Here is a 16367-nt window from a genome sequence, read left to right as displayed (position 1 = left end):
TATAAGGTAGGGCTTTTTGTTTTATTAAATTATAATTCGAAAGCACTGATTATGAAACGTTTTTTTCTCATCACTTGTCTTGTTCTGGTGTTTACGGCCAGCAATGGACAACATCAACAGCACACAATGCCCGATGCCAATCGGTCGGCTGAGCAACCTCACAATCCTGACAAGTCTAACTTCCCAGCTGTCAAAACAAGTTTACCAGTGTCGCGGCCACAGGCGTTGGCGAACGTAAAGCCGACAGGGAAACGGGTACCGTATGATCTGATCATTGATGAACAGACGGTTAATATTACGGGCAAACCCAAAAAGGCCATGACCATAAACGGTGGAATTCCCGGACCCACCATGCGGTTTACAGAAGGTGATGTAGCCGTTATCCGGGTTCATAACAAACTGAAAACAGAAACCTCACTGCACTGGCACGGCATCCTGCTCCCCAACAAACAGGATGGTGTTTCGTATTTGAATACCCCCCCTATTCAAGCGGGCGACACCTACACGTTTGAGTACCCCCTCGTTCAGTCAGGTACGTACTGGTTTCACTCCCACACGCGCTATCAGGAGCAGATTGGCGTATACGGCTCGATTGCCATTCAACCTCAGCAGCCCACTCACAAAGTAGATCATGATTTGGTGTTACTATTGTCGGATTGGACGGATGAAAATCCGGCCCATATCCTGAAAAACCTGAAACGGCGCAACGAATGGTACTCGATCAAAAAAAACAATGTCCAATCGCTCAACCGCATTATTCAGCACAAGGCCGTGGGGGCGTACCTGCGGCAGTCGATGATGAAAATGGCACCGATGGATATTTCCGACGTTTACTACGACCGGTTCCTGGTAAATGGAAAAGACACGGTTCGATACCCGGAAATCAAAGCAGGTCAAACCGTTCGGCTTCGGGTTATCAACGCCAGTGCGTCCACCTATTTTCACGTTAATTATGCCGGTGGTCCCATGAAGTTGATTGCTGCCGATGGTCTGGATGTTCAACCGGTGGACGTTGACCGGCGGCTAATTGCCATTGCTGAGACCTATGACTTTATTGTCACTGTCCCAAACGGTGGCGCTTTTGAAGTACGGGCGACGGCACAAGACGGTTCTGGTTACGCAACGGCTTTGCTGGGAAAGGGTAAGGCGAAGTACGCCCCCACTATCCCCCGCCCCGATCTGTATAAATTAACCGCCAACATGAGTCGAATGGGGGGGGTGGGCATGGGTACGATGAACATGGGCAAAACCGACACAACTGCTCAGACTAACTCCGACATGAACGGCCCCATGATGCACGATATGGCCGGGATGAATCATGGGGCTAGCCAACAACCCGTAAATTCGGCAAAACCGGGCACCAAAGAACCAACCATGGGGAACATGGACCATAGTCAGATGCAGATGGGACAGACTAAGCCAGCACAGGCCGTACCCGTCAAACCGAAAAAGCAGGATCCGATGGCCGGGATGGACCACAGCCAGATGGATATGGGTGAAAAGCCGTCTGCCAAGCAGCCGACTCCGAAAAAAAAGGCCTCAAAGCCGTCAAAAGCGGTTGGATCAATGGCTGGGATGGATCACAGTGGCATGAACAGGGACGGCATGAAAACGGCCAAAGATGGTAAGATGGACATGACGGGGATGGACCATGAACAGATGGACCACTCCTCCATGCCCGCGTCGGCGGACCGGGGCATGGATCATAGTAACATGGCCATGAAAATGGATTCGATGCCCACTACGAAAACGGACAGCAAAAAGCCGGATGACATGGCTGGCATGGATCACAGCAAAATGAACATGGACAGTAAAACTGGCGATATGGCCGGGATGAAAGGAATGAGCAGTGGGGGCGGGGGTATGGAAGGGATGAATATGATGGACGAGCAGAATACCATCGACTACAGCGTTCTCAAGTCTCCCGAACCGATTGTCTTTCCGGCGAATCGCCCTATCCGCGAAATACCGCTCACCCTGTCGGGCAATATGTTCCGCTACATCTGGGGCTTCAACGGACAACCACTGTCCCGTGCGGATATGATTCAGATTCGGCGGGGCGAAATTGTGCGTATCCGTATGACGAACAATACCATGATGATGCACCCGATTCACCTGCATGGTCATTACTTCCGCGTACTGAACGGGCAGGGTCAGTATTCACCCCTGAAGCATACGGTGAACGTATCGCCCATGGAAAACGTCACGATTGAGTTTATGGCTGATGACGAGAAAGACTGGTTTTTTCACTGTCACCTACTGTATCACATGCTCAGCGGAATGGCCCGCGTGGTTAGCTATGGCGACAAACCGGACTCATCCATTGCTGCTATTCAAAAACTTCACCTGCGCGACATGCGCGATAATCAGCCGTTTGTCTGGGGCTTCCTGCAACCCGGTTATCCGATCAACTATTTTAGTCTAAATGTCTCTACTAACAAAAACGCCATCGTTGCCGGGGGAGACCACGACTGGCGCACAAATCGGTTCGAGTTCGACTTGGACTATGAACGCTATCTCGGCGATTGGTTGCGGGTGTTTGCCGGGATTGACGGCGGGAATGAAGAGTTTTTGCGCCGGGTACGGCCCGAAGATGGGGTCGTTACCGACCGGCGTATCGTCCGGGCTGTGGCGGGTATTCGGTATATGTTGCCGTTTTTGATTCAGTCCGAAGTAAAACTCGATACACGCGGTAACGTCCGTTTCCAGCTAAACGGCCAGCAAATGTTGTTTCCCCGCCTGGATTTCCAGTATCAAACGCAGTGGTTAGTGGGGAGTTATGTGCGGGCGCATGTTGAGCTACAGTACACCGTCACCAAAAATCTGTTTCTGCACACCGATTACGATACCCGGTACAAAACAGTTGGTGGTGGGCTGGGTTACAATTTCTGAACGGACTGTCGCGTCGGTAGCAAATTAAGCGGATGACAAAAGGGGGTAGCTATTTACTAGCTACCCCCTTTTGTGTTAGGTTATGACCGTGGGTCAACTGGATCAGTTTGTCCGTCAGGGCATTTTGCTGGTGCCGGGATGTACCATCATTTTGCCGTTTTTCATCATGCAATGGTCACCTTCTTTCATCTTTGTAACCGTGCCGTCTTTAGCCTTGCAGGTGCCATCGGTCATGCAGAGGGTGCCGTCGCTCATGGTCATGTTCATCGTCATAGGCGACAGTTTGCCGTGTTGCATCATCATCATTTTGCCGCCCTTCATCACCATGTAATCCTCATGGGCTGGTTTGACAGCAGCATGGGCTTTGTGTTTGGGGGTAGTCTGGGCCTGGGCCGCGTCGCCGAGTCCGGCCAGCAACAGGAAGGCGAGTACGCCAAGAGAGTTTTTCATAGTAAAAGATTGATTGGTTGTTAAATTATTGATATTTCATTTTAAACGGAATATTTTGGGATTGACCGGCTCATCAGCTTTTTTTAGCAACCAGTTAACTTCGGTCATTGGTCGGCTGAGCCAGCTACATCTTGATTATAGGGACACCTCAAGAGTTCACATAAAAATATACGCCCTGACGTTGTAACTCGACTATATACGCAGACGGTAGAGAACCAACGCTACTACCCAGGGAAATGTGAAGCTCAGCAGGAGCCACATGAAGTCTGAACCAATTATAAAATTGACAATCGTCATCCAGCCAATTGAACTCAACCCTGCTAGCATAGTAATGGTAACGACCCCAGGTGAGCGAGTACGAAACGAAGTGCGGGCCATAAAAACAGTCAACAACCCGGTGGTAAACAGGTGACCGCCCAGTACCCAAAAAACCTTTTGCAACCAAGATGGAAGCATAGGTAAATGCTGTTTCACTGTCTGCACAGATGTTCCCATGTAGTGCAGGTCCTCAGGCAATAAAGGAGGCCGAAGGATAATAAAGTACAAACCCATGCCCGACAGAATGAATCCCGCCACTGATAGAACACTCGCTGAGTATGGTTTGAGCGTCATTGTGGTGATTTGGCTAATTTACTTTGATACAATCTGATTCCATCGGTACGTCAATGATGCTTGTAAAAACCCACGCCTTTGATGTCGTTCCAAAAGGTCGTTTGGTGGCATTTGTAGCACTGTGTCACGTCAACCCCTCCGCAGCACCCCTCAATCTGCCCGCTGCTCCCCCCGGCCACCACCGTTTTATCAACCATCTCGAAGTGCATCATATAGTGGCTTGGCGGGGCCTGATGGCACTGAACGCACTCCGTTGAGCGGGGGGATGGATGCTGAAACGCCGAAATCGTCCACTCCGTAGCGGCATGGCACGACGCGCAGTCCGGGCCGAACAAACCGAAATGGGGCGGGGCTTTGGGGTTATGGCAACTAGCGCATTTCAGTTCGGCTTCGAGGGATGACAGTAGCGGGTGATTGGCGGGCAACTGGGCTTTAGCGGCCTGGTTAGGCATCTTCGTTCCGCCCGCAAACAACTTCCCACCGATTTTGGCTAAGGCTTCGTGGTTCATCACGCGCAGGTTTGCGTTCACCCCCAGATGCTCCATGTGGCAGGACACGCAGTTGCCGATGGTCGCGTGAAAGGCGGTTGGCTGCCGACCCAGCAATTCTTTGTTGTCGGCGTGGCAACTAATACATTTCGCTTCGTTAATGCCCATCACCGGCGTGTGGCAGGCGGCACAGTTGGTGGCAAATTGCGCGTGAGCCGCCGAGAGGTGACCCGGACTCACCTGACTCTGCCAGTTGACGTTTATGGGCTTGCTGTTGGGCTGTCGGAATGCGTAGAAAACGGCTACCGCAAACACCAGCCCGGCCAGCATCAACAACCAGGTTTGCCCTTTTAGTTGAACCATCGCAGTCCGAAATAAATCGCTGACCAGATGTGGAAAACGAGCAGTATATAAAAGGCACTCGACGTGGCAATATGGGCGACGAGCCAGTAGGTCATGCGTCGTTTCAGGATATCGTGCGTCGCTATGGCGTATTCGAGATCGGCGATTGATTCGGTCAGCCGCTCGGCGCGGAGTTTGAGCGGGGCATTTAGGTCAACCACCGCAGGCTCGGTTCCCCAAAAACTGTTCAAGTCGCGGCCCACAACATCATGGGAGGCCACGTAGGCCATGTCGGCGTTCTGCGGCTGTGCCATTGCCGCTGTTAGTTGGTTATACTCGGTGGCCAGACTATTGAGCAGGTCTTTTTTCTCGCGCACTTCCATCGACGCATACGCCAGGTAATACCGCCCGACGAAGCCACTGAATACCGTTAGCAGCATCATGGCCGTCAGCCAGATACCGAGGTTGTTTTGAAAATGGTGGCCCGTATGCAGAATCGCCAGAATCGAGCCGATGATACCCGTATAGACGTGCCCCGTCAGCAGGGTACCGAGCGATACGCGCTTCGTGACGAATTGCTTAACCCCCTCAATCCGCTTCACGGCAGAATAGATCAGGGGCGGTAAAATCATCAGCAACGCGCCTAACACAGCTAGAACTCCGCCCGTCAGACTACCAGGGAAGCGCGGTGAATGATGAAACAGGAAGCCTAGCCACAGTACAAGCTGAAAGGCAAGCAGCCCACCGATAATAGTTCGTTCGTTTTTCATGGGGTTCAGGCGTCTACTGAGACGGGTGCGGTTACTTTAGCCTGGCACGCCAGGATGATTTGCTGTGCTTTGTCCTCATCGGTCAGCGCGTCCTGAACTGCCATCGTCACGTTGCCTGACAACAGCTTGACCTTGCAAATCCCGCACGTCCCCACCCGGCACGAATAGTCGATGTTTACGCCAATGTCTTCCGACGCTTCCAGTATCGATTTGTCCGGGGTCAGCAGGGCCGTTTTGTTCGATTTAGCAAAGGTGACGACCGCCGTATTGGCGCGTGTTTCAGGTGCAGCTGGTTGTTCTGATTCTTCACCGTCCGGCGCTTTTACAGGTGCATCGGTTGTCGGTAACGGAGCCTTGTCGACCGGTGGCGGACCTGCAAATACCTCTTGCATAACATTCTCTTTCGGTACGTTCAGCGCTTTCAACATTAACGTTACCGCATCCATCAATGACTTTGGTCCACAAATGTGGATCATGCGGGAGACAATATTCGGCACCCGTTCAGCCAATAGTTCTTTGGTAAGATGACCGGGTATGAACTCAACACTGGCCCCGCCTTGCTGTCGGCTGAGCACAAAAAAGACGTGTAAATTGGAGTACCTCTTTTGCAGGTATACCAGTTCTTCCCGGAAAATAATGCTGTCCTCGTCCCTACAGGAAAAGAAAAAATAAATTTCCCCTTTCCAGGAGCGATCGGTTAAATAGCGGGTGGCACTCATCATGGGCGTTAACCCGACACCACCGCCAATGAACACCGCACTTTTAGCGTGTGTTTCAGTAAATATAAATTTGCCTGACGGCCCGGTGACTTGCAGCAATTCGCCGGTGTGAACCTCCATATCCAGATACCGCGATACGGTGCCAAATTCTTCCTGCTTGACGGTGATTTCGCAGTAATCCCGGTGCGTAGGCGAGGAAGCAATGGTATAGGATCGTTTGAGGGGGATGCCGTTTGGTGTTACCGATAAGGTGATAAACTGCCCCGGCAGGTAATTGAACGGCAGTCTGCCGCCCCCCGGATCGGTCAGTCGGAAGGTCTTGACGTTGGGGGTTTCCTGAAAAATTTCGGACACCAGCAACGTACCCGAAAACGAATTTGGTTTCGAGGGCGTATTGTCGGGATTGGGCGCGGCACCCGGTTGAGCAACGGGCGCGGGAGACGCAGGCGCAGGGATGACCGCATCAGCCGGTTCGGGTTTTGCCGCAGATGGTCTAGGTGCGGCAGGTAGTGAGCCACCCGTGGGTGCCGCAGCATCGGGCTTGGCACCGCCCGGAGGTGATATCGACTCGTTCGGGTTGCCGCCCAATTTTTCAACGAGCGCGTTAGCGCGTTTCATCTTCTGAAAATACAGCCAGATCATCGTGACGGCAAACGCCACCAGCATCAGCATGATAACGTAGTGAAACCACGACAGCCCACCAAACCCCGGTAGTTTCTCCGGCTGATTGGTGGACGCGAGTCCCATAGTCTGGTTGAACCACTGCTGTGCCATCGTGCGCGGGTCTTCGTTTTCGGCCAAGGCCCGTTGCGCGGAAAATCCGCTTTCGAGCAGCCGTTGACCTTGCCGAATTTCTTCGGTAGCGGCCCGTTTAATGTCCAAATCCTGATTTCGGGACTGTACGGCATCCGATAGTTTTCGCAGGCCAGAAGCCATTTGTGCGTTCCCTTCGCTGATCCAGGCATCGGATGCCTGTTTGATTTCGTCACGTTTTTCGGGGATCAGGTCCGGCATCTGCATCAGGGTTGGATAGGGTGCCATTGGGGGAGCCTTGCCCATCCCCTTCATCATATCCCCCATTTCGGCCATCATCCCCCCTTTGGCTCCGTCATCCATCCCACTGCCACCAATCCCCCCTTTGCCACCACCTGCCATCCCCCCTGGAGCCCCGCCCGAATCGGGCGCAATAGTTACTGACGACATGGCGGTTGCTGTTCCAGACATCGGCGCGGCTGAGGCCTGCGGATGGTGCTTTTCATGCTCGCTTTGCGCCTTGGTGACCGATACACCTGCCAGTAGCATGACTGTTATCGACAGAATTGAAATGCCGCTTCGATGATACGTCATACACATGGATTTTATCGGTTGTTGTGTAGAGTACAGTCCCCTTAATTTCCGCAACATTTCCGGGTCAATCCCATGCCTTTATCCACCATGTCCATGCCTTCGTCCATCATGGTCATGCCTTTGTCCATCGTGTTCATTTCAATTCCTTTATCGGCCATATCTTTACCCTTATTCATCAGGGCCACACCCATGTCCATTAAGGAAATATCATCGTTGGTCATAGTTCTATCGGCCAGCGTACCCTGCTCTTTTTTTATTGATTCTTTACTCTTATCCATTTTGTCCAGCCCTTTTGCCATGACTTCCAGCCCCTTTTTTATGGTTGGTTTATCGTTGGCGTCCTGACCTTCATCTATGATCTTTTTGCCAGAAGTGACCATATCCATACCCTGATGGAATTGGTTCATACCCCCATCATTGCTCGGCTGCCCGGCTGCCTGGGCCACGGAATCGGCGCTAGTGTCCCCGCTGACATTTTTTTTCGTATAGCAGCCCGCGACGAAAACCGACGCAAACGTGACGAGGAACAGACACATGATGCTGACGTGTAGCATCGGCATGATTATTTTTTTCATAACTCTTTGGATTGCTGATGATTAAGTAGATTTTACTGTCTATACTTTACGCCTTGGCAGTGAGGTATTGCGTGACTATATCCCAGTTTCTGGACAGCTCAGATCACATATCATCGTCCATCATCGGAGCCTTCTTCATTGGGGCTTTGCCTTTTTTCATCGGGTATTTTTTCATGGGTGCTTTCTTTATCTTGTCTCCGCAACACATGTCCGTCATTGTCATGCCTTTGTCCATCATGTCCATACCCTTATCCATCATATCATCGTCCATCATACCCATCCCTTTGTCGGCCATTCCTTTGCCCTTATCCATCATGCCCATGCCCTTGTCCATCATGTCCATGTTATCGTCCGCCATGCCCTTATCGGTTGCGGCTTTATCTTTGCCCATAGCACCCATGCCTTTGTCGGTTATGGATTTGTCTTTGCCCATTGTGTTCATGTCCATGTCAGCCCCTTTTTTGCCAGACATTTTGCTCTTTGCATCGGTCATCATCTCCTGACCCATGGCCATCATGTCCATGCCCATGTTTATCAGTTTCATCCCCCGTTCCATCATGTGTTTATCCTTGGTGGCTTTGCCTTTATCCATCATTTTTTTGCCGGACTTTACCACGTCCATACCCTGATGAACCATGTCCATGCCGTCGTCAACCACCCGTTGCGCCGTTAACAGAGCGACAGCATTGGTTTTCGTGTCCGTATTGATACCCCGCTCAAGGTTGTTGCCCGTAGCGAAGACCGCCACAAATGCGAGCAGTAACAAGCCCATTAAGCCTATTTTCAACGTAAGGCTTCGCTTGTTCAGGATGAGTTTGCCCAGACCGGATGAGCGGTGGCTGATGATTGTTAAAAATGTATTGTTCATAATCGTTTGTGTTTATATTGATTTAGTCACAGGATAAAGCAACGCATAGGCGGATGCACATCCAATGACCTTGGTCAGTCGTTGACCTGATTCTTGATATGGTCGGGGTTATCGGTACATCACCTTGCTTAACTTAGTAAGGTCAGGCGTCCATACGTTGATGGTTTAGTACCAGAATGTTTGGCAGCTATTGATGGTCTACACCAGACCACCGGACCTATCTGACAATGGCTTTCAGGTGAAGCCCCGCTTTTGCTGGGGCGGGTTGCAGGCAGCCGAGCGACTATTGTTCGCAACCGGAGAAGAATGAATCGTTCATAATCGTCTGAGTTTATAGGTGGCCGACTAAGGGCTATACGCTAAGAACGCGGCTTCCGCGCAAACGGGTAGTAACGGGGCTTGTAAGATTCGGCGAAATCGTTATAGAACTTCCTGAATATCAACAAAATATCCATATACTGCCTTTGAGACAAGTATTATTTTTAGGGGCCTTGCCCGCTTTTCCTCCCGTACAGGCGGCAAGTAAACTATTCACCCGATCCGCTGTTTTTAAAATGTCGGCTCACGTGAGCGACGGAAAGCTCAACTGATCATGAAAAACTCACTCATTACCCTTACTCTCTCACTGCTCCTGTTCGGTGGGGTTATTGCCCAAGATGCCAAACAGACAAAGGCACCCAAAAAGTCAGCGAAGTCAGCTAAAAAGATGGATCATAGCAAAATGAAAATGGATGGTATGTCCGGCGACATGAAAGGCATGGACCATAGTAAAATGAAAGGTATGGACCACAGTAAAATGAAGATGAAGAAAGACTCGTAGTCAACTTGTTGGCTATTACATTAAACAGAAAATGCCCCGATTAGCTTGCAGAAGTTAATCGGGGCATTTTCTGTTTCAACAAGCGTTATTCGCTAGTGCAGGTTGACTTCCAGCTTCTTAAGCTCGGCCATCTCTTTAGTCTGCACCTTGATAACGTTATTTGCCATTATCTTCATCTTTTCCGACTTCCCTTCCTTCAGGAATACACGGGCCATATCAATGCCCTGCTGGTGGTGCTGGGCCATCATGCTGGCATAGTCATGATCCACGTTGCCGTTCATCGAGTGCTTGCCGCTGTGCATAATCTCCATACCCTGCTGACCTAACTTCGAAGACCCCGACATAGGTTTATGACTGCTCAGAAACTGGTCAAGTTCCTTAATCTCCTTCTGATTGTTGGTCTTGATTTTGGTCCCCAGAGCCTTTACCTGTGCATTCTTGCCCTGCTTGACTTCCATATCTGACATATCGACCGCTGACTGGTGGTGCATCTTGAGCATCATGGCAAAATCATGATCGGAGTCGCCGGTCATTTTCATGCCCATCATCTTGGTCATACCCGATTGCATCGATTTCATCATTGCATTGCTGGCTGATGATTGGCCACTTTGAGCAAACATAGGCTCAGTAAAAGCCAGTACTGTGGTCAATACGGCGGCACTTATCAGATTTCCTTTCATTGCCATAAACGTTGGTTTGAAACTGTATTGGTTAGTAATTTTTATTGGCTTTCAGCCAGTCTTGTAGCGTACCAATTTCTTTCTTTTGATCCTCGATGATTTTTGTAGCCATCTGCCGGATCTGGGCATCATCGCCATATTTAAGCTCTGACATCGCCATTTCCAAGGCACTTTGATGGTGGTCGATCAAAAGCTGGGCGTAGTCCACATCCGAGTCACCCGTAAGAATACGGACATCCTGCGCCCGCATCATTTTCATCATCGACTCCATTTCCTCGGCATTGTAGGTGGGTCCGGCCGCAATGGGAACCGGCGTATGGCCTTGTAAAAATTGAGCAAACTGGCTGATTTCCGCAGTTTGAGCAGTAATTACCTGTTGCGCCATCGCCTTCATGGCCTGATTGTCGCCTGATTTAAGTTCCTCGTTCGACATATCAATGGCCCCCTGGTGGTGCATTCGCATCATCATTGAGAAATCATGGTCAGGGTCGTTAGTGTCCGTCATTTTGTCCATCTCTGCCATCATACGATGGTTAATCTGTTGATACACATTGGCATCATGTTCCTGTGGCGTTATACCCTCACTATTTTTTGTACAGGCGGTCATAGCTCCCCCCATCAATACGAAGAAGCCAGCTAGTTTAAATACGTTACTTTTCATTGCGTTGAGATATGCGTTTGTTCCTCTACATAACTTGTGGTTATTGATCTGAGTTTTTACAAGATTACCCCTGTAGACTTATAGAATTTACGGATCTCATTAAGTTAATGTCATTTGAATTAGTTACGGTCACTTGTTTATCTGCCTTTCATCCATCACCTTAGTCACCTGACTTATTGCTTTACCCCCTATCATGCTTGCTGACTCCTTTACCCGCCTGGTTGACGACTACAAACAAAACCCGAATCTGATTTACCAAAATTGGTTTCTGCACAATGAAGACCGTCTGAAAGCCTTTCGCTCGATCCGGCGTGGCGTCTTACAAGTCATCAGTGACATTAAAGACGGTTCGTTTCCCAACGATTTCAAAGGCAGTTCTCTTGAGTTTGTGCTCACCTGCATCACCGAGCAGAAACAGGTATTTGAAGGCGCGTCGCATCCTTTCTACTGGAAACCAAAGCTGCGTATTCCAGATATTTATGAGAATCAGGACCACAAGCGATACTTCGGCCAGTTTCTGGAATGCTGCCTGAAGGCCACCAAACCCGAAACCATCGTCAACGAAATTCACAAACTGGATGCGCACAAGATCAAAGGTCTAGGGCCGGCCGTAGCCAGTATTCTTTATTTTCTGCATCCAACCTGGGTCCTCCCTTTTAATACGGCGATCATTAATGGCTATAACCGACTCTTTAATGAGCGTCGGAAACTAGGATCGTGGTCGGAATACCTGGCCATCCGTGAAAAGATGCTGACGGTAAACAACGAGTATCGGTCTGTGCTGTCAAACGACCTGGGTGCCCTGGCGGGTTTGTTATTTGAGGTTGGAGCGGGTAACCTGCTGGTACCGGGACTGGCCGATCAACCGGCCGTTGATCGGGAAAAGCTTCAGAAACAGATAGAAAAACGCCACAAAGGTGTGGTTGATGAACAACAGGAAGAACATACGCACAGCGAGATGCAGTATCACCTGCTAACCATTGGTCGGGCGCTGGGGTATGACGTGGCCGCTGCACGAAATGACATGTCCCGTCACTATAACGGACATTCGTTTTCCTTCCTGAGTTTACCTGCTCTACCTCCCCTACCCGTCTCAGCTGAAACGAGCCAGACGATCAGCCTAATTGACATTGTCTGGTTAGAAAAAGGTACCGGACGAATTATCTGTGCCTTCGAGGTTGAGAAAAGCACGTCCATTTATTCCGGTATACTACGATTGACGGATTTAATCTGTTCATTACCCGACCATGCCACTGCGTTGTATTTAGTGGTTCCTGATAGTCGCAGGAAAGAGGTAGAAATTCAACTAACCCGCCCGTCAATTAAGCAGACAAACACGCCAATTCGCTACATGCTCATGTCTGAGCTTCGGACTCATTGTGATGCGCTATGCAAGTTTGGTGATAGCCACCGGGTGTTGGAGAAGATTGCCCGCTCTGTGTAAATGCATAATTGAGTGATTATTTCAGCACGCCTTTACGCCTTTCTTGTGTTAAATAACAACATTTATCTTTTAGAAACATGGGACCCACCGCTGTGGTCGGAATTTTGCCGCCGTGGCTGCGCGGCCTTTTTGTTTGGGTATGCCAATAGTAAGCCCAGAATAACTATTAGGAAAGCGTTTCTTGAAACGCCCGTTTCTTTAAGCCGATAAATGAAGATAGAGTTGTCTCAGGAAGGAGCGATTCCTATGAACAAAACAAGCCCTGTCGACTAAAAATTATTCTATTTCTGATACATCGGTATGTAAGCCGTTCTCCGCTCCATGACCGATACCATTCGATGCACCAATTTGTTGCGAATAGCATTGTAAACGCTCATCTTGCGCTTCCCAGCTGCTACTTTCCGCTCAAAATAATCCCTCAATTCACCTTTTGCCTTAACCGCGGCTAAGGCAGCCATATGCAAAAGATGTTTCAATTTGGTATTTGCCATCCGACTGACCTTCGTTCGGCCTCTTACTGATGAACCTGACTCATAAGCGAAAGGCGCCACACCAACATAACTGGCTAGCTTTTTTGCGTCCGTAAACCGGGTGAAATTGCTGGTGAAGATGAGCATAAATAAGGCCGTTTGTCGACCCACTCCCGGTATACTCATAAGTAAATCCATGTTCGATTTCAACTCTGAGGAGGCCTTGATGTAGCCCTCGATTTGAGCCTCTACCAGCTTGATCTGCTTCTGTAAGGCAACTAAGGCTATCTCACTGGTCTGCTGATGTAGTTTCAGTTCCGCTAAAAGGCCCATCGCCTGATAATCCTGACTTAAATCCGTGAAGGCCTTGGCCATCTCCATCAAACGTTCCCGTTGCTGGGCAAGCTGGCGAACAGTAGCTAACACTTTGTCAGTCAACTTAAAAAGCCTCTGATCACGCTGATGGCGCATACAGTATTTAGCAATCAACCGGGCATCAGCCTTATCAGTTTTTCCCCGCGTTAAACCCAGTGAGCGTTTAATATGGACCGCTGATTGCAGCCATAAATTAGCGCCAATGGGATAAAAGAAATTGATCATTGGCTGGCAATAGTAGGATAGGTCAGGAGCCTTGCGGCTCCCTTCCCTCCTCAGAACCAGACTTGTGCCTTCAACACATCCGGCTCAAGCAGATGACAACCGACTCAGGGTTCCTTGCTTTGTTTTCGTTGCTGCGAATGCTTTCGAATGCACCTGTTGATGACACGTTACATGAACTAACCGTAGATTGGAATAGGCATCACTGCCGCCTTCCTGCTTCGGCTTGATATGATGTACATGCAGGGCTTCGTCAGTATATAAACTCGTTTTGCAGACCGGACACTGATGGTTCTGCCGTCGGGCAATCCGTTGCTTGCTGGGTACTAACTCAGCCGACTTTCGTTGGGTACGTTTCTGCCAGTACGCCCGCAAACTAGGATCATCCGGAGAGGCAGTATGCTGAATCAGAATATGCCGTTGGATTGGCGTCCAGACAAACTTCTGCAGGGCCATACCCGTCTGTTTATCCCCAAACACCCACTTGTCCTGTCGATCCAGATTGAGCCGTCCCCAATACTTGGCTTGTTTCCAGGCGTAGTTTTTACGGGGATGCATCCGACTAACATAGCGTACCTGACGGTCGAACATCCAGCGATCTAACTTGGTAAAGGTCTCATAGGCTACCCCAATCCGAAAGTAGTTCGACCAACCCCGAATGATCGGATTCAGCCGTTTGGCAATCACTTCCACACGCTGGGTTTTTAACCCTAACCACTCCGATCGCAGGCGGTCCCGGATTTTCTGAACCGATTCCTTGCTGGGTTTGGTGAGCGTTTTCCAGCTTGTTGTCGTGTTTCGGCTAGGATATTGACGCACATGGAAACCTAAGAAGTCGACCCCATCTGTTAGATGAACAATACGTGTTTTCTCCTCTGATAGGGCTAATCCCCTTTCCTTCAACCAGTCTTTAAGCAGCAATAAGGCTTGTTGGGCATCTTCTTGTGTCGAGCAAAAGACCAGAAAATCGTCGGCATAGCGAACTACTCGGCGCGGTCCACAGGTTTGTACACGACCACCCCCATAGTAGTAGCTCATCCCCATTGCCTGCTCTAAGCCATGCAGGGCAATGTTGGCTAATAGCGGTGAACAACTACCCCCTTGGGGAGTGCCTGAGTCAGTCGGGTGGAAGACATTCGCTTCCAGATAACCTGCTTTTAGCCATTGTTCCAGCAGTCTTTTGGCAGGAAAACGACCGATCCGTTCGAGCAGAAACGAGTGATCGATGTGATCAAAAGCTCCTTTGATGTCCGCATCGACCACCCATTTCCGTCGACCATCAGGACGAGCGTACCGAAAGATGCGCTCAATAGCATCATGGCAACTTCGACCCGGTCGAAAACCGTAACTACTGGCTTCAAACTTAGCCTCCCATTCCGGTTACAAGGCCTACACCACCATGGTTTGTAAGCACCTGTCTCCGATAACAGGGATTCCTAAAGGCCTGCGCTTTGCGTTGGCTTTAGGAATGTAAACCCGGCGGGCGGGTTTGGCTTTCCAAGGTTGGTGTTGCCTTAGTTCCTCCACCAGCTTCTGTCGGTCACTAGCCGTTCTGACCACCACCTGATCCACTCCCGGCGTGTCTTTACCCGCATTGAGTTGGGTAATCCGACGGACGCTGGTCACTCGGTTCGCATAACTCCGCAGCATTAACTTTTGCAAGGAACGTACCTTCTTATGGTTACCCTCCTGAGCCGCCCGAAAGATGCGGGAGCGTAGATTTTTGAGCAACCGAAATGCCTTCTGCCAATCAATGGCATGCCAGTCGGTTGGTCCAACGAGTCGGTTTGCTTCCGGTTTAGGGTGCATCGAACTAAGCTCCTTGTTCAAAATCTGTTCTTCCGTCTTTGGGGCCATCTACCAGACTCACGTCAGCCCTCTTTCAAGGTGGGTATTGCCCTATCTGGCCGGTTATGGATTCCCGTTGCCTTTCGGCTTACCAGCTTTCGCTTCTTGAGCCCTCCTCTTCCCACTGAAGAGTTGTGCCTTTCCTCACAGTCAGGCCTACTGTAGCTTTCGATACAGACTTCATTGGGGTTACCACGTTCCACACGTCTGAGATACGACCGGGTGGGGTGCCTCCTTTATGGCGGGGACTAGGGTGCTCGACATCCGAAGGCATCGCCGAATGTTCCTCTTTGTCCCATCATTACCGTATCAATCCTTGTTTCGGTAACCAACACTGACGCCACCTCATCAGAGGTTCATTCTCATTCACCCTATCGGTCTTCTCCTGGCCCGATTTGCGTCAAGGATTGACCCGCATCTTAGGCTTTATCCGCTTGCAACAGACCCCACTGTTACCCGTGGCGCCCCTACGGATTGGAGATCGGTTCGAGCACTAACCGAATGGATCATCATCCATACTCAAAACGTGCAACTTCGTGTCGCACGATCCCCGTGTGTTCCATACAGAACAGCGTTGTTTCCAGTCTAAAGTCAGGTAGCTTATTGAGTTGTTTAAGCAAGACTTCCATCCCAGCTTTGGTGTTGGGTATGGTCAGCTCAAGTTTCCGGTTTTCCAATACATCGAAGACACAAACTGCATTCGTTTTCTTGCCAATATCGGTACCGATGAAGTAGTTGTAAGTAGTCATGGTTTAGCGGATTTACGTTACAGACTATCAGTAAG

At 50.0% G+C, this 16367-nt stretch carries 16 protein-coding genes and 1 pseudogene; 3 read left to right on the top strand and 14 right to left on the bottom strand.

Annotated elements, in window-relative coordinates:
- Positions 1–51 precede the first annotated feature (51 nt).
- The gene (locus tag ACYVK4_RS32140; protein ID WP_461131682.1) at positions 52–2892 is read left to right on the top strand and encodes a multicopper oxidase domain-containing protein; all 2841 of its coding nucleotides are present in this window, start codon (positions 52–54) and stop codon (positions 2890–2892) included.
- Positions 2893–3006: 114 nt separating this feature from the next.
- Here the strand turns inward: ACYVK4_RS32140 and ACYVK4_RS32135 are convergent, their stop codons facing one another.
- From ACYVK4_RS32135 to ACYVK4_RS32105, 7 genes are all read right to left on the bottom strand, one after another.
- On the bottom strand, positions 3007–3342 hold the full coding sequence (locus tag ACYVK4_RS32135) for a DUF6799 domain-containing protein (RefSeq protein ID WP_012931087.1): 336 nt from the start codon (positions 3340–3342) through the stop codon (positions 3007–3009).
- Positions 3343–3534: 192 nt separating this feature from the next.
- Positions 3535–3954, bottom strand: a complete 420-nt coding sequence (locus tag ACYVK4_RS32130) for a hypothetical protein (protein WP_461131681.1) — start codon at positions 3952–3954, stop codon at positions 3535–3537.
- A gap of 50 nt (positions 3955–4004) precedes the next feature.
- Positions 4005–4805 carry a cytochrome c3 family protein gene (locus ACYVK4_RS32125; protein WP_461131680.1) on the bottom strand — a complete coding sequence of 267 codons (801 nt, stop codon included), beginning with the start codon at positions 4803–4805 and terminating at the stop codon, positions 4005–4007.
- The gene (locus ACYVK4_RS32120) at positions 4793–5554 is read right to left on the bottom strand and encodes a hypothetical protein (RefSeq protein WP_461131679.1); all 762 of its coding nucleotides are present in this window, start codon (positions 5552–5554) and stop codon (positions 4793–4795) included. Before ACYVK4_RS32120 ends, ACYVK4_RS32125 begins: the two co-directional genes overlap by 13 nt.
- Before the next feature lie 5 nt (positions 5555–5559).
- Positions 5560–7620 (bottom strand): 2Fe-2S iron-sulfur cluster-binding protein, encoded by a 2061-nt coding sequence (locus ACYVK4_RS32115; protein ID WP_461131678.1) that lies wholly within the window; start codon positions 7618–7620, stop codon positions 5560–5562.
- Between the two features lie 41 nt (positions 7621–7661).
- Positions 7662–8195: a hypothetical protein gene (locus ACYVK4_RS32110; RefSeq protein WP_461131677.1), complete on the bottom strand. Its 534-nt coding sequence runs from the start codon at positions 8193–8195 to the stop codon at positions 7662–7664.
- A 103-nt stretch (positions 8196–8298) separates the two neighbouring features.
- Positions 8299–9063: a hypothetical protein gene (locus tag ACYVK4_RS32105; RefSeq protein ID WP_461131676.1), complete on the bottom strand. Its 765-nt coding sequence runs from the start codon at positions 9061–9063 to the stop codon at positions 8299–8301.
- Between the two features lie 592 nt (positions 9064–9655).
- Between ACYVK4_RS32105 and ACYVK4_RS32100 the strand changes: the two genes are divergently transcribed.
- Entirely contained in the window at positions 9656–9883 is a 228-nt protein-coding gene (locus ACYVK4_RS32100; RefSeq protein WP_012931094.1) for a hypothetical protein, read from the top strand.
- Positions 9884–9975: 92 nt separating this feature from the next.
- Here the strand turns inward: ACYVK4_RS32100 and ACYVK4_RS32095 are convergent, their stop codons facing one another.
- Both ACYVK4_RS32095 and ACYVK4_RS32090 read right to left on the bottom strand, forming a co-directional pair.
- Positions 9976–10563, bottom strand: a complete 588-nt coding sequence (locus ACYVK4_RS32095; protein ID WP_461131675.1) for a DUF305 domain-containing protein — start codon at positions 10561–10563, stop codon at positions 9976–9978.
- Between the two features lie 31 nt (positions 10564–10594).
- Complete coding sequence (locus tag ACYVK4_RS32090) at positions 10595–11224, bottom strand: DUF305 domain-containing protein (protein WP_461131674.1); 630 nt, start codon at positions 11222–11224, stop codon at positions 10595–10597.
- 193 nt (positions 11225–11417) lie between these two features.
- On the opposite strand from ACYVK4_RS32090, the gene ACYVK4_RS32085 reads away from it, so the two are divergent.
- On the top strand, positions 11418–12668 hold the full coding sequence (locus ACYVK4_RS32085) for a hypothetical protein (RefSeq protein ID WP_461131673.1): 1251 nt from the start codon (positions 11418–11420) through the stop codon (positions 12666–12668).
- Positions 12669–12949: 281 nt separating this feature from the next.
- Here ACYVK4_RS32085 and ACYVK4_RS32080 read toward each other — a convergent pair whose 3' ends face one another.
- From ACYVK4_RS32080 to ACYVK4_RS32060, 5 genes and pseudogenes are all read right to left on the bottom strand, one after another.
- Entirely contained in the window at positions 12950–13738 is a 789-nt protein-coding gene (locus tag ACYVK4_RS32080; RefSeq protein ID WP_461131672.1) for an IS110 family transposase, read from the bottom strand.
- An 84-nt stretch (positions 13739–13822) separates the two neighbouring features.
- On the bottom strand, positions 13823–14191 hold the full coding sequence (locus tag ACYVK4_RS32075) for an HNH endonuclease (protein WP_461131717.1): 369 nt from the start codon (positions 14189–14191) through the stop codon (positions 13823–13825).
- Between the two features lie 69 nt (positions 14192–14260).
- Positions 14261–15091: pseudogene (locus tag ACYVK4_RS32070) on the bottom strand (reverse transcriptase domain-containing protein); the annotation flags it as partial.
- Positions 15092–15124: 33 nt separating this feature from the next.
- Positions 15125–15592 carry a reverse transcriptase N-terminal domain-containing protein gene (locus ACYVK4_RS32065; RefSeq protein ID WP_461131671.1) on the bottom strand — a complete coding sequence of 156 codons (468 nt, stop codon included), beginning with the start codon at positions 15590–15592 and terminating at the stop codon, positions 15125–15127.
- 500 nt (positions 15593–16092) lie between these two features.
- On the bottom strand, positions 16093–16332 hold the full coding sequence (locus tag ACYVK4_RS32060; protein ID WP_461131670.1) for an IS110 family transposase: 240 nt from the start codon (positions 16330–16332) through the stop codon (positions 16093–16095).
- Between the last annotated feature and the right edge of the window lie 35 nt (positions 16333–16367).

The sequence above is a fragment of the Spirosoma aerophilum genome, from assembly GCF_054782495.1.
This window is presented reverse-complemented; position numbering and strand designations above follow the sequence as displayed.